The organism is Streptococcus sp. IsoGale022 (assembly GCF_031142805.1).
Classification (GTDB): Bacteria; Bacillota; Bacilli; order Lactobacillales; family Streptococcaceae; genus Streptococcus; species Streptococcus sanguinis_A.
Window position 1 is genome coordinate 48,682 of the sequence record NZ_JAKZJI010000002.1, and the last position, 16,564, is coordinate 65,245.

Below are 16,564 nucleotides of genomic sequence, written 5' to 3' on the forward strand. Positions count from 1 at the left end.
CGTTTTGCGATTATTATATAATCAAAGCGTACGATTTAAAAAATAAAAAGTAAAAATTCTTTAGCTGGTTTGCAGAAAATTGGCTTGCTTTTTACTTTTTTGCAAAAGGAGAATCCTATTATGAAAAAAAGACGAATGATGGCGTCTCGAGCAGAGAAGTTTACTCGTTTTGGCATTCGCAAATGCAGTCTGGGAGCAGTCTCAGTAGCGATTGCGACTGGTCTGGCCTTTCTTGGAAGTGGAGCAGTGCAGGCAGAACAGCTGGCGCCTAGCCAGACAGCTGACAGTGTCGCTGTCAGCCAGGCTGTGGAGGACCAAGCTAGCACAGCTACAACTCCGACTGTGACAGAAACCAGTCTGTCAAGCATGGATAAGGCTGCACCAGCAACGGAGGCTGTTAGTCCTGACGCTAGTCAGATACCTGCGTCTTCCGATACCAGTGCTCAGTCTACTTCTTCAGATCCTGTAGAAAATGCCCAGCCGAAAAGTGACACTGTAGCTTCGACAGAAAATCAACCTGCTGTGGCTGAGAACTCAGAAAAAAGTGATGCTTCTAATCAGCCAGCACAAGCAGCTTCTGCTACAGAGCGCCCCTTGGCAGCAGCAGAAGTCAAAAAGCCTCAAGGCAAGATTACCATTCAGAACAACAATTCACAGACAGGTGAATTTGATATTGTCGTGTCCGATATTATCGCTCCAGATGGTCTGAAGTCTGTTTATCTACCGACATGGTCAGCTGCTAACGACCAAGATGATGTGCAGTGGTACACAGCCGAAAGACGCGCTGATGGAACCTATTTTAAGCATGTCAGCTACCGCAATCATAAGAACTCTCTGGGGGAGTATAATGTTCACCTTTATTTCGTGAATAATGCAGATCAGCTGCAGGGTGCAGGCTCAACAAAGACGGTGGTTGACCGCGTGCAACCAAAAGGCAAGATTACTATTCAGAACAACAATCCGCAGACAGGTGAATTTGATATAGTCGTGTCAGATATTGTAGCCCCAGATGGCCTGAAGGCGGTCTACCTGCCGACTTGGTCTGTTGCTAACGACCAAGACGATGTGCAGTGGTACACAGCCGAAAGGCGCGCTGATGGGACCTATTTTAAACATGTCAGCCACCGCAACCACAAGAACTCCTTGGGCGAGTATAATATTCACCTCTATTTTGTGAATGATGCAGGCCAGCTGCAGGGAGCGGGTTCAGCTAAGACAGTGGTTACTCGCGCACAGCCTCAGGGTAAAATCACCATTCAGAACAACAATCCGCAGACAGGTGAATTTGATATTGTTGTGTCCGATATTGTCGCCCCAGATGGTCTGAAGTCTGTTTATCTACCGACTTGGTCAGCTGTTAACGACCAAGACGACGTGCAGTGGTACACAGCCGAAAGGCGCGCTGATGGGACCTATTTCAAGCATGTCAGCTACCGCAATCATAAGAATTCTTTGGGAGACTACAATGTTCACCTCTATTTTGTGAATGATGCAGGCCAGCTGCAGGGAGCGGGTTCAGCTAAGACGGTAGTTACTCGCGCCCAGCCACAGGGCAAGATCACCATTCAGAACAACAATCCACAGACAGGTGAATTTGATATTGTTGTTTCTGATATTGTCGCACCGGATGGCCTGAAGGCGGTCTACCTGCCGACTTGGTCAGCTGCTAACGACCAAGACGATGTGCAGTGGTATATCGCTGAGCGCCAAGCTGACGGAACCTATAAGAAACATGTCCGAGCTCAGGATCATAAGTTTTCAGTGGGTGAGTACAAGGTTCATCTTTACTATCTGAACGAGGATGCCCAGATGCAAGGTGCAGGTGGCGAGAAGCTGATGGTTTCTGTAGCACCTGAGAACATCCGTGCAACTGGAAAAATCAATATCCAAAACAATAATGCTCGAACAGGAACTTTTGATGTAGTTGTGACAAATATCTCCAATCCAGGCGGAATTCAAGCAGTCTATCTGCCAACTTGGTCCACAGATAAGGATCAGGATGATGTCAAGTGGTATTTAGCTCAAAAGCAGGCGAATGGTACCTATAAGATCACAGTCCGAGCTAGTGACCATAAGCTTTCTACCGGCGAGTACAAGATTCATCTTTACTATAAGCAGGACAATGGTCAGCTCATCGCTGTTGATGCTACTACGACCCAGGTCTCCAAAGCAGTTTACAATACTCCATACTACTCACAGCGTGATGGTCGCTGGGGCGGCAGGAAGTATGGTTCTTACAGCATGGATGCGACAGGATGCGTGCCGACAACGCTAGCCATGGTTATTTCTGGAATTACTGGGACAGAAGTGCTTCCGACAACCGTTGCGGATTACCTATATAACTATACCAATGAATTTAATAAAGATGGATTTGGTACTAGCAGCCGTGGTATAGTCCGAGCTGCCCAGCACTGGGATCTGACGACTGAGACCCTGTTTACAGCCTCTGCAGTCAAAGAAGTGCTTTCACAGGGACATCATGTCCTAGGTGCCGTTGGTACTAGCATCTTTGCCCATTATCCAGTGACTCATGAGCTAGTTCTTAAAGGCTATGACAATGGAAAAACCTATGTCCGTGACCCTTATAATGCGGCTAATAATGGCTGGTATCCAGTAGACTATCTCTTTGGAGTCAAGAGTGTAGATCCGACGGATAATACTGAAGGCTCCCCCTTTATTGCCATCAAAGGATAAGAAATTCGTGAATAAGAAGATCGCTCGTTGTTTGACGGGCGGTTTTCTATGTGGGTATAATAGAAAAAAGAAAGGAGGGGAGCCATGTATCCAAAAGAAAGGAAAGAACAGCTTTTTCAGCAATTGCAATCAATCGGTTGGTCTCAAGCGGCGCTAGAACAAGTTTTTGCAGGGTTCAATAACGGGCAAGGAAAAACAGTGTCAGAAGAAAGAAATTACCTGCAGGAGGCTCAGCTTTTTGGCAGTCCCTTCTTTCAAGAGCTTTGGCTAGCTGAGGAGGTTCAGAACAGCAGGTTAGGAGCTCAGGAGCTGCTGGTTCTGGCTATGAGTCTTGTTAATATGCCTGAGGAGTTGAGCGGAGATAAGACAGAGGCGAATCTTTTACTGGCTCGAATTGCTCCAGACCTAACACCGCATGATCGTTTTTGGAAGATTTTTTCAAGTACCTTACGCCAGGCTTTTCCGGCAGATGATTTTAGCCAAAAGGATGGCAATCAAAGGCTCAAGCGCCAACTGCATCAGTTTCGCTATGTCATTTCCTGCCAGCAGGCTCAGTGGGTCAGAGATCACTACCGTCAGACTGGTATGACAGATGCAGAAGCCTTGGCGGCTTATTTCAAGGCCGACCCCGGACTGCCCTACAGTTTTCAAGAATCTTCTCGCTTGCACAATAAAGCCTATATTGATAAGAGATCAGAGCAAGCTATCTATCCGGATGGTCAAGCTAGTCAGACCAATATAAAAATCCTGATTGATTTTCATACAGAGTTTATTCTGAATCAGACAGGTCGTTTTCTCAATATTATCGATCCAGAGGGGGCTAGCCAAAACGGTATTGTGAATGGCGCCAGCTTTAACTACGGTGAGCGCAATCGTCCGGTCAATCAGGCTTCTCATACCCGCTATGACGTCAAAACACCTGCAGTATGGGATCCTTGCTTTCGCAGGCTTGCCATTGAAAATAGCGGCTGCAAGTTCAAGTCACCTCAGAATAATCGTGGTCCGCTGGGCTATCGCTCGGCTAAGAGCCCTTATGCTCGAAAGGGGCGGAGTGCTTATAAACAGGTAAAGGCAGAGATTGCTCGGTTCAAGAAATTGCTGAATCGACCATCCTTTCTCTTGCGTTCATGGGCTTGCTTCCGTCAGTTTTGGCAGAAGTTTTTCGCACAAAAAAATACGGACTAGCAGGTCCGTATTTTTATCTTTTACAAGCTTTTAACTGCGGCTATAGCAGCTTCGAAGTCAGGCTCAGTGTTAATATTGTCGACATATTCAGCGTAGGTCACAGTGTTGTTTTCATCCAGAACTAGAACTGCACGGGCTAAAAGGTGCCATTCATTGATGAGGACAGCATAGTCGCGACCGAAAGAATGGTCGAAATAGTCAGAGAGCATGACAGCATTTTCGATGCCTTCAGCAGCACACCACTTACCTTGAGCAAAAGGCAAGTCAACTGAAACCGTGATAACAACGGTATTATCCAAGTCAGAGAGCTCTTGGTTGAAACGGCGAGTCTGAGTCGAGCAGACACCAGTATCGATAGATGGGATGATGCTCAGGACTTTCTTTTTGCCAGCAAAGTCAGCCAGAGTTTTCTTTGAAAGGTCAGTAGCTGTCAGGCTAAAATCGTGGGCGGTGTCGCCGACTTGCAGTTGCTTTCCAGTAAAGGTTACAGGATTTCCGAGAAAAGTTGTCATAGGAAGTCTCCATTCATGTTTGATAGCTTCATTGTACAGCGAATAGTGATTTTTTCGAATAATTTGACCGGAAATTTGAGATCGACTCCATGTGAAGCTCCTTCTCCAAAAATAAAGAGGTTAGGATTTTGTCTTCCTAACCTTTTATCATTATTTGGCCAATCCTTCGGAAATTTTATCCAGATTGTATTTCATCATGCTGTAGTAGCTGTCGCCTTCTTCTCCTTCATCAGCGATTGAGTCAGTGAAGATTTTAGCGTAGATTGGGATCTTGGTGTCTTTAGAAACAGTCTTCATCGGACGGTCGTCCACACTTGATTCGACAAAGAGAGACGGCACTTTCGTCTTGCGTAGTTTTTCAACTAAGTTTTTGATTTGATCTGGAGTTCCTTCTTCTTCGGTGTTGATTTCCCAGATATAGGCCGATGGCACATTGTAGGCCTTAGAGAAGTACTTGAAGCATCCTTCACTGGTCACAATCATTTTCTTTTCTTCTGGAATATTGTTGAATTTCTCCTTGGCTTCCTTGTCCAAAGCGGTTAGCTTTTCCACATAGGCTTTAAGATTTTTCTCGTAAGTGGCCTTATTGTCAGGGTCTTTTTCAATCAAATGCTTGGCAATATTTTGCGCATAGATAATGCCGTTTTCCAAGTTGAGCCAAGCATGGGGGTCTTCCTTGCCTTTTTCACTTTGCCCTTCAAGGTAAATGACGTCAACGCCATCGCTGACAGCATAGTAGTCCTTGTTTTCTTCCTTATTGGCATTTTTGACCAACTTGGTAAACCAAGCATTGCCGCCGGTTTCTAGGTTGATACCATTGTAGAAGATGAGGTCTGCTTGAGAAGTCTTTTTGACGTCTTCAGGCAGGGGTTCGTATTCATGGGGGTCCTTGCCGACTGGTACAATGCTGTGCAGGTCAATCTTATCGCCAGCTATATTTTTGGTAATATCAGCGATAATGGAGTTGGTCGCAACAACCTTGAGCTTGGACGAGTCACTGGACGCGTTCTTCTGACCGGAGCAGGAAAAGAGAGCGCAGACTGCTAGCAAAAGCAGGGATAAAAAACCTAATTTTTTCATGGGATTCCTCCATTGATTTTTATTTTAGTTTAGGTCGGTTTTTAAGTTTTAAATAGCGTTGCTTAGGGGCAATAAAGAAAGAGATGAGAAAGATGAGAGCCGATGTCAGGACAATGCTGGATCCTGCAGCGACATTAAAGCTATAGCCGATAAAGAGGCCCAGCACAGAAGCTAGAGCGCCTAGCCCTGAGGACAGCAGAATCATGGTTTTTAGACTGTTGGCATAGAGGTAGGCCGTTGCTGCCGGTGTTATCAAGAGAGCGACAATCAGAATGGTTCCCACGCTCTGCATGGCTGTCACAGAGACCAAGGTCAATAGAATCATCAGCAGATAGTGATAGAAGCTGACCGGCATGCCCATAGCCTGAGCTAGCAGGGGATCAAAGGAGGTAATCAATAGCTGCTTGAAGAAAAGGGTGATGATTAGGAGCACAGCTATTCCGACTCCAATACTAATCCACATATCAATATCCTGCACGGCCAAAATATTCCCAAAGAGAATATGAAAGAGGTCGGTGGAGCTATTGGCTACGCCTATCAGAATCACCCCCAGAGCTAGAAAGGAAGAAAAGGTAATCCCAATGGCCGTATCGCTTTTGATAATGGAATTGCCCTTGATGTAGGTGATAATAATTGAGGCCAAAAGTCCGAAGGTGATGGCTCCGATAAAGAAATTAATCCCTAAAATGTAGGAGAGAGCCACACCGGGCAGAACCGCATGAGAGATAGCGTCCCCCATGAGCGACATGCCGCGCAGAATGATAAAGCAGCCGACAGCCCCAGCAACAATCCCAATGACGATGGCTGTAATGAGGGCATTTTGCAGAAAGTGAAAGTCCCGCAACCCTTGGAAAAATTCTAAAATCATCCTAGGCACCTCCATTCATAAAGAGCTGGGAGCCGTAAGTCTTTTTCATATTGTCCTTGGTAAAGCTGGTCTCGGTAGGACCGAAGGCAATCAGCTTACGATTGAGCAGGATAACTTGGTCGAAATAATCAACAACCTTACTCAGGTCATGATGGACAATCAGGATAATCTTGCCTGCGGCTTTGAGGCTGCGCAGCGTAGACATGATAATCTCTTCGCTGACAGAGTCAATGCCGACGAAGGGCTCGTCCAAAAAGATACAATCCGCCTCTTGAACCAAGCAACGAGCAATCAAGACACGCTGGAATTGGCCGCCGGATAGCTGGCTAATCTGCCGCTCTGCCAAGTTTTCTAAACCGACAATTTTCAATGCCTCAGCCACCTTGTCCCAATGGGAACTCTTCATGCCCTGAAAGAGCTTGAGCTGTGGGTAAAGTCCCAAAGAGACGCACTCTTTGACTTTGATAGGAAAATGATAATCAATATTAATCTTTTGCTCCACATAGGCAACCCGTTGGAGAGAGTTCTGCAGTGGCTTTTGATCCAGCAGAGTCTGGCCTTGGTGGTCAATAATCCCTAGCATACCCTTGAGCAGGGTGGATTTTCCGGCTCCGTTAGGACCAATAATCCCAGTAATGGTTGGCTCCTTAATGGTTAATGAAAGGGGCTCAAGAGCCAGCGTATCCTGATAGCTGACAGTCAAATCTTTAATCGTAATCATCTCATACACCTCTATGTATTTAATATACATTAAAATAAAAATTAAGTCAAGTTAATTTTTAATAAATCTCTAAAATTAATATAAGAAATGTTTGAAAAAATAAGTGGATTTTGATAAGGTTATATCAAAAGCATGAAAGTGAGAAGAAAATGACACGACTACAAGATGATTTCTATGATGCAGTTAATGGCGAGTGGGCCAAGACGGCGGTCATTCCTGATGATAAGCCAGTGACGGGTGGCTTCATGGATCTGGCAGATGAGATTGAAGATCTTATGCTCGCCACGACTGACAAATGGCTGGCTGGCGATGGAGTGCCAGAAGATGCCATTCTGCAGAACTTTGTTGCTTACCATCGCTTGGCAGCGGATTATGACAAGCGGGAAGCGACAGGGATTGAGCCTGCGCGTGCTTACATTGATGAAATTCGCAATCTAACATCTTTTGAAGACTATGCTTCTAAGATTGCTGATTTTGAGTTGGCTGGTAAGCCGACTTATTTCCCCTTTGGTGTGGCGCCTGACTTTATGGACGCTCGTATCAATGTGCTCTGGGCTGACGGACCGGGAACGATTTTGCCAGACACGACCTACTATGCGGAGGACCATCCGCAGAAGGATGACCTGCTTGCAAAATGGCGCAAGGCTCAGGAAGATTTGCTAGCAAAATTTGACTTTGCGGAAGAGGAAATCAAGGATCTTTTGGATAAGGTCTTGGAGTTGGATGCTGTTTTTGCTCAGTATGTTCTGTCTAGTGAAGAAAGCTCTGAGTATGCTAAGCTCTACCATCCTTATAAGTGGGACGATTTCAAGGCCTTGGTACCAGAATTGCCTCTGGCGGATATTTTCACCAAGTTAATCGGTCAAGAACCCGACCAAGTCATTGTGCCGGAAGAGCGTTTTTGGCAGGCAGCTAAGGATATCTATACAGTCGCTAACTGGGATAAACTCCATGCTCTGCTGATTCTCTCTGCGGTCCGCAATACGACACCTTATCTAACGGATGACATCCGTGTCTTGGCAGGAGCTTATCACCGTGCTCTATCAGGGACCCCTCAGGCTCAAGACAAGAAAAAAGCAGCCTTTTACCTGGCCCAAGGTCCCTTTAATCAAGCTGTCGGTCTCTGGTATGCCGGTCAGAAGTTCTCTCCAGAAGCCAAGGCTGATGTGGAGCAGAAAGTGGCGACGATGATTGAAGTTTATAAAAATCGCTTGGCTCAGAATGACTGGCTGACACCAGAAACTCGGGACAAGGCTATTGTCAAACTCAATGTCATCAAGCCTTATATTGGCTATCCTGACGAGCTACCTGAGCGCTATTCCCGCAAGGTCGTGGATGAAAAGCTGACTCTCTTTGAAAATGCTCAGAAGCTGAGCCAGATTGATATTGCTTATAGCTGGAGCAAGTGGAATAAACCGGTGGATTACAAGGAATGGGGAATGCCAGCCCATATGGTCAATGCCTACTACAATCCGCAGAAAAACCTGATTGTCTTTCCAGCGGCTATCCTACAGGCCCCTTTCTATGACTTGCACCAGTCCTCGTCAGCCAATTACGGTGGTATCGGAGCGGTCATCGCCCATGAGATTTCTCATGCTTTCGATACTAACGGAGCTTCCTTTGATGAAAATGGTAGCCTCAATAACTGGTGGACGGAGCACGACTACCAAGCCTTTACCGAACGGACTCAAAAGGTCATTGATCAGTTCGAAGGACAGGATTCCTATGGTGCTAAGGTCAATGGCAAGCTGACTGTTTCAGAAAACGTGGCAGATTTGGGGGGGATTGCAGCAGCCCTAGAAGCAGCCAAGAAAGAAGCGGATTTTTCTGCTGAGGAATTCTTCACTAACTTTGCCCGCATTTGGCGAATGAAGGGACGCGAAGAGTATATGAAGCTCTTGGCAAGCGTTGATGTCCATGCGCCAGCCAAGCTTCGGACCAATGTGCAGCTGCCTAACTTTGACGACTTCTTTACGACCTTTGATGTCCAAGAGGGAGACGGCATGTGGCGGAGCCCAGAAGAGCGGGTGGTCATCTGGTGATGCAGAGATAAGACGTTTATTGAATCTTGATCAATTCAAAAATAATCGAGCTCATTTCAATAGTCTGCTTTTGTTTGTGAAAGCAGACTATTTTATCAAAGAAAATATAAAGCGTTTACATTTATCTAACCTTGTGCTATACTGTAGTTGATAACAAAAAATAAACAAAATATCCAAATAGAATAGATTTCAAAGTGTTTATTAATGAATAATAAAGAAAAGAGATATTCTTATGGTAAAACGATTCATTAGTTCAAATGCTTCAGAAATTTTAAGTATGACTGCGCCGGAGCTGAAACAGAACATCAAGGCCAGTGAGGGCCGCGTTATCCTGTCTGAAAACGTAGCTTTTAAAGAATCTTATATCGGTGATGTGACCAATGCAGAGATTGCTCGGTCTTTTGGTGCTGACTTGATTCTGCTGAATGGGATTGATATCTTCCAGCCTTTTGTAGCTGGTTTGGACGCTAAGGAAGATTTTGTTGAGGAGCTACACCGCTTGGTAGGCCGTCCTATCGGTATCAATCTAGAGCCGGTGGATAGTCAGGCCCAGATGGCAGGAGAACGCCTGATCATTAATGAGGGGCGTCAGGCTAGTTTAGCGACCATTCAACGAGCAGAAGAGCTGGGCGTTGACTTTATCTGCCTGACGGGTAATCCGGGGACTGGTGTCACCAATCAGGCTATTATTGATACCATTCGAGTAGTCAAGGAGAATTTTTCAGGCCTGCTGATTGCGGGCAAAATGCATGCTTCAGGTGTGGATGAGCCGGTAGCAGACCTGGAAGCAATCGCTCAATTTATCGAGGTTGGTGTTGATATTGTCCTAGCACCGGCAGTTGGCAGTGTGCCTGGCTTTGACGAGCAGGACTTGAAGCAGATTGTCCGACTGGCCCATCAAAAGGGGGCTCTGGTTATGAGTGCTATCGGTACCAGCCAGGAGAGTGCTGATGAGGATATCGTCAAGCAAATGGCCATCCGCAACAAAATCTGCGGTGTAGATATCCAGCATATCGGGGATTCTGGTTACGGCTGTCTGGCCCCGGTTGAAAATATCTTTGCCATGAGCAAGGCTCTTAGAGGACAGCGCCACACCATTTCCATGATTTCACGTTCGATTAATAGATAGTAAAAAGAGACAGACTTTTAGGGGGGAAGCTCCTAGAAAGCCTGTCTCTTTTTTTGTAAAAGAAAGACCGAGATGGATTTCTCGGCCTTTATAGGTTTCCTTTTTTATCCAAAAATTCATGATAGACACAGAGACTGACTGCAGAGCGGGCAATGCTGTATTTAGAGTAGGGGATAATGACAATCTCTGCTTGTTTTTGTTTTGGAAAGAGAGGTACTTCCTGCTCTAACTGAGCCAGGACCTGCTCGGCAATCACCGGATAGGAGAAGATCTGGCCGTCCAGATAAATCCTTTCGCTATCAATAAGCTGCCAGAGATTAGAAATGGAAATGGCCAGATAGCGGCAGGCAGTATGAATCAACTCAATGCTGCCCAAATCTCCTAAGCGATAGGCGGTCATCAGACTTGTCAAATCAATATCATTAGCATCCTCTACAAGGGTCTTTAAGAGCGAGGTCTGGGAAGCCCGATACAGGATAGCTGCTTTATCAATCAGAGCGCTCTCGCTGGCATAAACCTGCAGGCAGCCGTGCTTGCCGCAAGGACAGCGCTCGCCTTCAGGATTGATGACGGTATGCCCCACCTCCCCGATAAGATAATTATCCTGACTGTAAATGCTGCCCATGTACATGTAAGAGCAATGAATACCTCTGGCGACATGATAGACGATAAAATTACTGTCTGTCGGATGATAGCTAAAGAGGCGTTCAGCCAGTGTCAAACAGTGCGACTTATTGGCAAAGTAGACAGGAAGGTCAAAGGCTTCTTGAATAGTCCGCAGGTTAATCTGTCCCCAGTGGGGATTTTTAGAAATGATAAAATCACTCTCAGAGAGATTCACATGCCCCGGCAGCCCGAGGGCAATCGCTGAGATAGAGTATTGGCTGTTCTTTTTCAGAAAATCTTGAATGAGTCGGATGATTTCCTGGTCAGACGGGCCGCCGGTCACCTCGACCTGATAAGTCCGAATACTGCTTTCTGCAATCTCACCGGTATTGTCAGCAATGACGATGGCTAGCTGTTTTTCAGAAATCTCAAAGCCCAGATAGTAGCGGCTATGAGGCGCAATGTCTAGCAGGGTTTTCTTGCGGCCTACGCTCTCGTCATTGAGCTCGCCCAGCTCCAGTACCAAGCCTTCCTTGATCAGTTCATTGATGATGCTGCCGGTCGTGGCTGGTGTAATTTGAGTTTCTTTTGAAATATCAATCCGGGAAATCGGTCGTTTGGCATAGAGCCGATCCAGGACAGTTGCCCTTAGCTCATTTTGTTTTCTAGTTCGTGTCATCTTATTTCCTCTGCTGCTATACTATCAAAAAAAGCTAGAAATCTCAAATGTAAGCGTTGACATAATACAGAAAAATAGTTATAATCTTTATAGAATATTAATAACATGGTTGAAAATATTCTTTTTTTGGATTTTTGTTTATATATTGAAAATAAATAGCAAGCGTCGTTGCAGGCTAGGTCAGATTCATAAAGGAGGATGCCGATGGAAACAAAACAGATTATGTTAGTCTGTGCGGCTGGGATGAGCACCAGTCTCATGGTCAATAAAATGCAGAAAGCTGCAGAGGAGCGAGGTTTAGCTGCGACGATATTTGCGGTGCCAGTATCAGAAGCAGAAGACTATCTAAGCGAGAAAAAGGTTGATGTCCTTTTGCTGGGGCCTCAGGTCCGCTATCTATTGGAGGATTTACAGGAAAAACTAGCTTCAAAAGGCATTCCGGTGGATGTTATCCCTATGACGGACTACGGAATGATGAAGGGGGATAAGGTCCTGGATCTGGCAGAGTCGCTCATGAAGTAGGTATTCTTATGGAAAATAAAGATTCCTTAGAGGTCGCTATGACCCTCATTATGTATGGCGGAGAGGCTAAGTCTTGTGCTATCGAAGCCATTGCTGCAGCTAAAAAGCAGGACTTTAATCGAGCTCAGGAGAGGCTGAGTCAGGCTCAAAAGGCCCTGCTGCAAGCCCATCACGCTCAGGCTGAAATGCTGAGCAAGGAGGCACAAGGAGAAAAGACAGAACTTAGTTTATTTATGGTGTATGGGCAGGATCATCTCATGACCAGTATCGCCTTTGTTGATTTGGCAAAGGAGATTGTTGATTTGCATAAAAAATTTGATGAATAGGAGAAATGCAGATGAGTAGTTTGGTTGATAAATGGCAAGCACGTCTCATGCCTATTGCCAATAAAATCGGCAACCAAAAATTTCTGGTTGCCCTGCGGGATTCCTTTATCGGGACCATGCCTGTGATTATGACGGGCTCTTTCGCCCTCATGGTCAACGCTTTTCTATCTGACTTGCCAGGACAGTTTGGCTGGACCTGGATTTCCTCTACCTTCCAGTGGCTGATTGATATTAACTGGCTGGTATTTAAGGGCAGTATTCCTATTGTTACCCTCTTGTTCCTCTTTACCTTCGGGGTCAATATCGCTAAGATTTACAATACTGATAAGGTATCTGCCGGTCTGGTAGCTGTTGCTTCCTACATCATTACCATTGGTGGATCAGTTACTAAAACCTTTGAGTTGGCTGGCAAAACACCAGGGCTGAGCAAGGCAATTTCAAAACTTCCAGAGCTAAAACTTGACGGCAGTGACCTGTCTGTGACGATTAACAGTGTCATTCCAGGTGACCAGATCAGTGCGCGTGGTTATTTTACTGCCATTCTGATTGGTTTTGTGTCTGTCATTATCTTCTGTAAGGTTATGAATCGTAACTGGACGATCAAGCTTCCAGATTCTGTTCCGCCAGCTATCATGAAGCCGTTCCTGTCTATCATTCCAGCTGCGATTGCCATGTATGTCGTGGGAATTGCGACCTATCTCTTTAATCTGGTGACAGGCGAGCTCTTGATTGACTGGATTTACAAGATTCTTCAGGCGCCGCTTCTCAGTTTGTCTCAAAGCTTCTGGGCTGTGCTGCTCATTGTCTTTCTCAATAAGATTTTCTGGTTCTTCGGACTGCACGGCGGTAATGTGCTAGCGCCAGTTATGGCCAGTCTCTTTGGTGTGACCATGCTGGCCAATCTGGAAGCTTATCAGGCTGGGCATGCGATTCCTTACATGTGGACGGATAATTCTTTTGGTGCTTTTGTCTGGTTTGATGCGATTGGGGTTGCCATTGCCATTCTCTGGCAATCTCGAAACAAGCACTACCGTGAAGTGGCCAAGTTGGGAATTTTCCCAATGGTCTTCAACATCGGTGAGCCGGTCATGTACGGTCTGCCAATCGTTTTGAATCCAATTATGTTTATTCCATACGTCCTGACGCCAATGGTCATGGTGACAGTAGCCTACTTTGCAACCTCTATGGGCTTAGTTGCGCCGGTTACTCAAAACGTCACCTGGGTAATGCCGCCGGTTCTCTACGGTTTCTTTGCGACAGCCTTCGACTGGCGGGCAATTATTCTTTCGCTGGTTAATATCGCTATTTCAACCGCTATATATCTGCCCTTTGTCAAGATGGCAGATAAACAGGAGGAGCTTGGATAGATGGCAAAATTTGAAATTAAAGAAGAATTTTACCTGGATGGCAAGCCTTTTAAGATTTTATCGGGAGCTATTCAGTATTTCCGGCTTCATCCAGACCAGTGGCGAGATACCCTTTACAATCTTAAAGCTTTAGGCTTTAATACGGTAGAAACCTATATTCCTTGGGCATTGCATGAACCTCAGGAAGGTCAGTTTCAGGCAGAGGGCATGCTGGATTTTGAAGCATACTTCAAGTTGGTTGAGGAGATGGGGCTTTATCTCATTGTCCGTCCGACGCCTTACATCTGTGCAGAGTTTGACTTTGGCGGCCTGCCGGCTTGGCTCTTGAGATATCCTTCAATGCGCCTGCGGGTCAATCATCCGCTTTTTCTGGAAAAGGTCAGTCATTTCTATGACTGGCTCTTTCCCAAGCTTCTGCCCTATCAGAGTGATCAAGACGGACCTATCCTCATGATGCAGGTGGAAAATGAATACGGTTCTTACGCCGAGGACAAGGCCTACATGCGTAGCATTGCGCAGATGATGAAGGTACGTGGAGTTACGGTTCCCCTCTTTACCTCTGATGGGACTTGGATTGAGGCCCTGGAGTCTGGCACCTTGATTGAAGACGATATTTTTGTGACGGGGAATTTCGGCTCTCAGCCCAAGGAAAACACGGATAATCTGCGAGCTTTCATGGAGCGGTACGGCAAGAAATGGCCGCTTATGTGTACAGAGTTCTGGGATGGCTGGTTCAGCCGCTGGAGCGAGGAAATCGTTCGGCGAGAGGCAGAAGATTTGGCTCAGGATGTCAAAGAAATGCTGCAGCTAGGCAGCATGAACCTTTTCCTACTGAGAGGTGGGACCAATTTTGGTTTTATCAGCGGCTGTTCTGCCCGCAAGACCAAGGATTTGCCACAGATTACCTCCTATGACTTTGATGCTCCTATTACTGAGTGGGGGCAGCCGACCGAGAAATACTACGCTGTTCAGCGGGTGACCCACGAGGTCTTTCCAGAGCTTGAGCAGATGGAGCCGATTAGCCGACAGGCCAAGGCCTATGGTAGTTTTCCGCTGCTTGGGACTGCAAATCTGCTGGATGTTGCAGCGGACATCACAGAGGAAATTCAGCTGGATTATCCGCAGCCTATGGAGCAGATTGGGCAGAATCATGGCTATATTCTCTACCGTTCCGATATCAAAAATCAATACCATGAGGAAAGGCTCAAGGCATTGGAGACTCATGATCGCTGTCATTTCTATATCAATCAGGAGCACCTAGCTACCCAGTATCGGGAAGAAATCGGTGATGAAATGCTCTTCTCAGCTGACACCGAACGGATTCAGATTGATGTGTTGGTGGAAAATATGGGGCGGGTCAACTATGGTTACAAGCTGGGTGCACCCAGTCAATCCAAGGGAGTCAAGGGTGGTATCATGATTAACCACCAGTTCCGCAAGGGTTGGAAGCATTATGCGCTCAAGTTTGACCAGGAAATGCTGGCCAAGCTAGACTGCTACTCAGCTCCACCTGAAAGAGTTAAAGCACCGACCTTCTATCGCTTTGAAGCAGAGTTAGATGATATCGCTGATACTTTCATTGACTGCTCTAAGTATGGGAAGGGCTGTATTTCGGTCAACGGCTTCAACCTTGGCCGCTACTGGAATGAAGGACCAATTCACTATCTCTATGTGCCGTCTGGCCTACTTAAGGAAAAGAATGAATTTATCGTCTTTGAAACTGAAAATGTCAAGATTGAAGAGTTGACCTTGCTTGATCATCCGGTCTATAAGAAATGAGGTGTTGCGATGAAATATATGACAGTCGGGAATGAACTGAAAGAAGCCAGTCAGCTGATTTTGGGCTGCATGCGATTGGCAGAGCACGATCCTAAAGAGGTCGTTTCCGTTCTTGAAACAGCATTAGAAGTGGGAATTAATTTCTTTGACCACTCAGATGTTTATGCTGGTGGGCAATCTGAAGCCAAGTTTGCGCAGGCTCTTCGCTCAGCTAAAATTCCCCGAGACCGAGTTCTCATCCAGTCCAAGTGCGGACTGCGGGATGTTCACACCAACTACCATTTTGACTTTTCTAAGGATTATATTATTCGTTCGGTTGAAGGCAGCTTGGAGCGTTTGCAGACAGACTATCTGGATGTGCTCCTCCTACACCGGCCAGATGCTCTTGTGGAGCCGGAAGAGGTGGCTGAAGCTTTCTCACAGCTACACCAAGCTGGTAAGGTCCGCTATTTCGGAGTCAGCAATCAAAATCCTTATCAGATCGAGCTGCTGCAGAAAAGTGTGGAGCAGCCCTTGATTGCCAACCAACTGCAGTTTGGTCCAGCCCATACTCCGATGCTGGATGCTGGGCTCAATGCCAATATGCTCAATCCTTTGGCAATCGTTCGGGATGGTAGTGTATTGGACTATTGTCGATTGCATCATATCACGATTCAGCCTTGGTCACCATTTCAGGTCGACTTGAACCAGGGACTGTTTATGGAGCATCCTAAATATGCTCGGCTTACAGAAACTCTGCATGCTTTTGCGTCAGACTATCAAGTTTCCTTTGAAGCCTTAGTTCTCGCCTGGATTTTGCGTCATCCGGCTCAAATGCAGCCAATTGTTGGCTCCATGAATCCGCAGAGAATTCGCTCAATGGTGGCTGCTTTTGATATTGAGCTCTCTCGGGCTGACTGGTATAAGATATACAAGAGCGCAGGGAATCCTCTGCCCTAAGCTTGTTTTTGCAGGGAGATTATTTGTTATTCAGAATCAATGAAGACTAAGAGCAGCGAGTCAGTCTGCATACTTCATTGATTAACCTCGAATCTGCACCTTATGAAAGGAGAAT

Annotated in this window: 14 protein-coding genes; 9 read left to right on the forward strand and 5 right to left on the reverse strand. The window is 46.1% G+C overall.

The window, feature by feature from the left end; all coding sequences use genetic code 11:
* The first annotated feature begins 120 nt into the window (after positions 1-120).
* Positions 121-2,694: a GBS Bsp-like repeat-containing protein gene (locus RG608_RS01765; RefSeq protein WP_308946468.1), complete on the forward strand. Its 2,574-nt coding sequence runs from the start codon at positions 121-123 to the stop codon at positions 2,692-2,694.
* An 84-nt stretch (positions 2,695-2,778) separates the two neighbouring features.
* Positions 2,779-3,879, forward strand: a complete 1,101-nt coding sequence (locus RG608_RS01770; RefSeq protein WP_268687024.1) for a DUF3114 domain-containing protein — start codon at positions 2,779-2,781, stop codon at positions 3,877-3,879.
* A gap of 20 nt (positions 3,880-3,899) precedes the next feature.
* Here RG608_RS01770 and tpx read toward each other — a convergent pair whose 3' ends face one another.
* The 4 genes from tpx to RG608_RS01790 all read right to left on the reverse strand — a co-directional run bounded on the left by tpx (position 3,900) and on the right by RG608_RS01790 (position 7,060).
* Entirely contained in the window at positions 3,900-4,391 is a 492-nt protein-coding gene (tpx, locus tag RG608_RS01775) for a thiol peroxidase (RefSeq protein ID WP_002896683.1), read from the reverse strand.
* Positions 4,392-4,541: 150 nt separating this feature from the next.
* Positions 4,542-5,471 (reverse strand): metal ABC transporter substrate-binding lipoprotein/adhesin SsaB, encoded by a 930-nt coding sequence (gene ssaB, locus RG608_RS01780; RefSeq protein ID WP_308946469.1) that lies wholly within the window; start codon positions 5,469-5,471, stop codon positions 4,542-4,544.
* Between the two features lie 19 nt (positions 5,472-5,490).
* On the reverse strand, positions 5,491-6,339 hold the full coding sequence (locus RG608_RS01785) for a metal ABC transporter permease (protein WP_032909779.1): 849 nt from the start codon (positions 6,337-6,339) through the stop codon (positions 5,491-5,493).
* 1 nt (position 6,340) lies between these two features.
* On the reverse strand, positions 6,341-7,060 hold the full coding sequence (locus tag RG608_RS01790) for a metal ABC transporter ATP-binding protein (protein ID WP_308946470.1): 720 nt from the start codon (positions 7,058-7,060) through the stop codon (positions 6,341-6,343).
* Positions 7,061-7,209: 149 nt separating this feature from the next.
* Here RG608_RS01790 and RG608_RS01795 point away from each other — a divergent pair, with 149 nt between their 5' ends.
* Together RG608_RS01795 and RG608_RS01800 are read left to right on the forward strand one after the other, a co-directional pair.
* Positions 7,210-9,102 carry a M13-type metalloendopeptidase gene (locus RG608_RS01795; protein WP_308946471.1) on the forward strand — a complete coding sequence of 631 codons (1,893 nt, stop codon included), beginning with the start codon at positions 7,210-7,212 and terminating at the stop codon, positions 9,100-9,102.
* Positions 9,103-9,334: 232 nt separating this feature from the next.
* Positions 9,335-10,231, forward strand: a complete 897-nt coding sequence (locus tag RG608_RS01800) for a haloacid dehalogenase-like hydrolase (protein WP_308946472.1) — start codon at positions 9,335-9,337, stop codon at positions 10,229-10,231.
* An 88-nt stretch (positions 10,232-10,319) separates the two neighbouring features.
* Here the strand turns inward: RG608_RS01800 and RG608_RS01805 are convergent, their stop codons facing one another.
* A complete protein-coding gene (locus RG608_RS01805) occupies positions 10,320-11,516 on the reverse strand; it encodes an ROK family protein (RefSeq protein WP_308946473.1) in 1,197 nt (398 codons plus the stop codon).
* Positions 11,517-11,720: 204 nt separating this feature from the next.
* Here RG608_RS01805 and RG608_RS01810 point away from each other — a divergent pair, with 204 nt between their 5' ends.
* The 5 genes from RG608_RS01810 to RG608_RS01830 are packed head-to-tail and all read left to right on the forward strand — an operon-like array spanning position 11,721 to position 16,449.
* Positions 11,721-12,038 (forward strand): PTS sugar transporter subunit IIB, encoded by a 318-nt coding sequence (locus tag RG608_RS01810; RefSeq protein WP_004188921.1) that lies wholly within the window; start codon positions 11,721-11,723, stop codon positions 12,036-12,038.
* 8 nt (positions 12,039-12,046) lie between these two features.
* Positions 12,047-12,364, forward strand: a complete 318-nt coding sequence (locus RG608_RS01815) for a PTS lactose/cellobiose transporter subunit IIA (protein WP_308946474.1) — start codon at positions 12,047-12,049, stop codon at positions 12,362-12,364.
* Between the two features lie 5 nt (positions 12,365-12,369).
* Positions 12,370-13,731, forward strand: a complete 1,362-nt coding sequence (locus tag RG608_RS01820; protein ID WP_002929041.1) for a PTS sugar transporter subunit IIC — start codon at positions 12,370-12,372, stop codon at positions 13,729-13,731.
* Positions 13,732-15,510, forward strand: coding sequence for a beta-galactosidase (locus tag RG608_RS01825; protein ID WP_308946475.1), 1,779 nt, complete (start codon positions 13,732-13,734; stop codon positions 15,508-15,510).
* A gap of 9 nt (positions 15,511-15,519) precedes the next feature.
* On the forward strand, positions 15,520-16,449 hold the full coding sequence (locus RG608_RS01830; RefSeq protein ID WP_308946476.1) for an aldo/keto reductase: 930 nt from the start codon (positions 15,520-15,522) through the stop codon (positions 16,447-16,449).
* The last annotated feature ends 115 nt before the right edge of the window (positions 16,450-16,564 follow it).

What these genes read in the sequence shown, in the direction of transcription:
- RG608_RS01815 (WP_308946474.1), top strand. Translation starts at nt 12,047, where the DNA reads ATGGAAAATAAAGATTCCTTAGAGGTCGCTATGACCCTCATTATGTAT.
- RG608_RS01830 (WP_308946476.1), top strand. Translation starts at nt 15,520, where the DNA reads ATGAAATATATGACAGTCGGGAATGAACTGAAAGAAGCCAGTCAGCTG.
- RG608_RS01795 (WP_308946471.1), top strand. Translation starts at nt 7,210, where the DNA reads ATGACACGACTACAAGATGATTTCTATGATGCAGTTAATGGCGAGTGG.
- RG608_RS01810 (WP_004188921.1), top strand. Translation starts at nt 11,721, where the DNA reads ATGGAAACAAAACAGATTATGTTAGTCTGTGCGGCTGGGATGAGCACC.
- RG608_RS01820 (WP_002929041.1), top strand. Translation starts at nt 12,370, where the DNA reads ATGCAGATGAGTAGTTTGGTTGATAAATGGCAAGCACGTCTCATGCCT.
- tpx (WP_002896683.1), bottom strand. Translation starts at nt 4,391, where the DNA reads ATGACAACTTTTCTCGGAAATCCTGTAACCTTTACTGGAAAGCAACTG.
- ssaB (WP_308946469.1), bottom strand. Translation starts at nt 5,471, where the DNA reads ATGAAAAAATTAGGTTTTTTATCCCTGCTTTTGCTAGCAGTCTGCGCT.
- RG608_RS01825 (WP_308946475.1), top strand. Translation starts at nt 13,732, where the DNA reads ATGGCAAAATTTGAAATTAAAGAAGAATTTTACCTGGATGGCAAGCCT.
- RG608_RS01770 (WP_268687024.1), top strand. Translation starts at nt 2,779, where the DNA reads ATGTATCCAAAAGAAAGGAAAGAACAGCTTTTTCAGCAATTGCAATCA.
- RG608_RS01785 (WP_032909779.1), bottom strand. Translation starts at nt 6,339, where the DNA reads ATGATTTTAGAATTTTTCCAAGGGTTGCGGGACTTTCACTTTCTGCAA.
- RG608_RS01790 (WP_308946470.1), bottom strand. Translation starts at nt 7,060, where the DNA reads ATGATTACGATTAAAGATTTGACTGTCAGCTATCAGGATACGCTGGCT.
- RG608_RS01805 (WP_308946473.1), bottom strand. Translation starts at nt 11,516, where the DNA reads ATGACACGAACTAGAAAACAAAATGAGCTAAGGGCAACTGTCCTGGAT.
- RG608_RS01800 (WP_308946472.1), top strand. Translation starts at nt 9,335, where the DNA reads ATGGTAAAACGATTCATTAGTTCAAATGCTTCAGAAATTTTAAGTATG.
- RG608_RS01765 (WP_308946468.1), top strand. Translation starts at nt 121, where the DNA reads ATGAAAAAAAGACGAATGATGGCGTCTCGAGCAGAGAAGTTTACTCGT.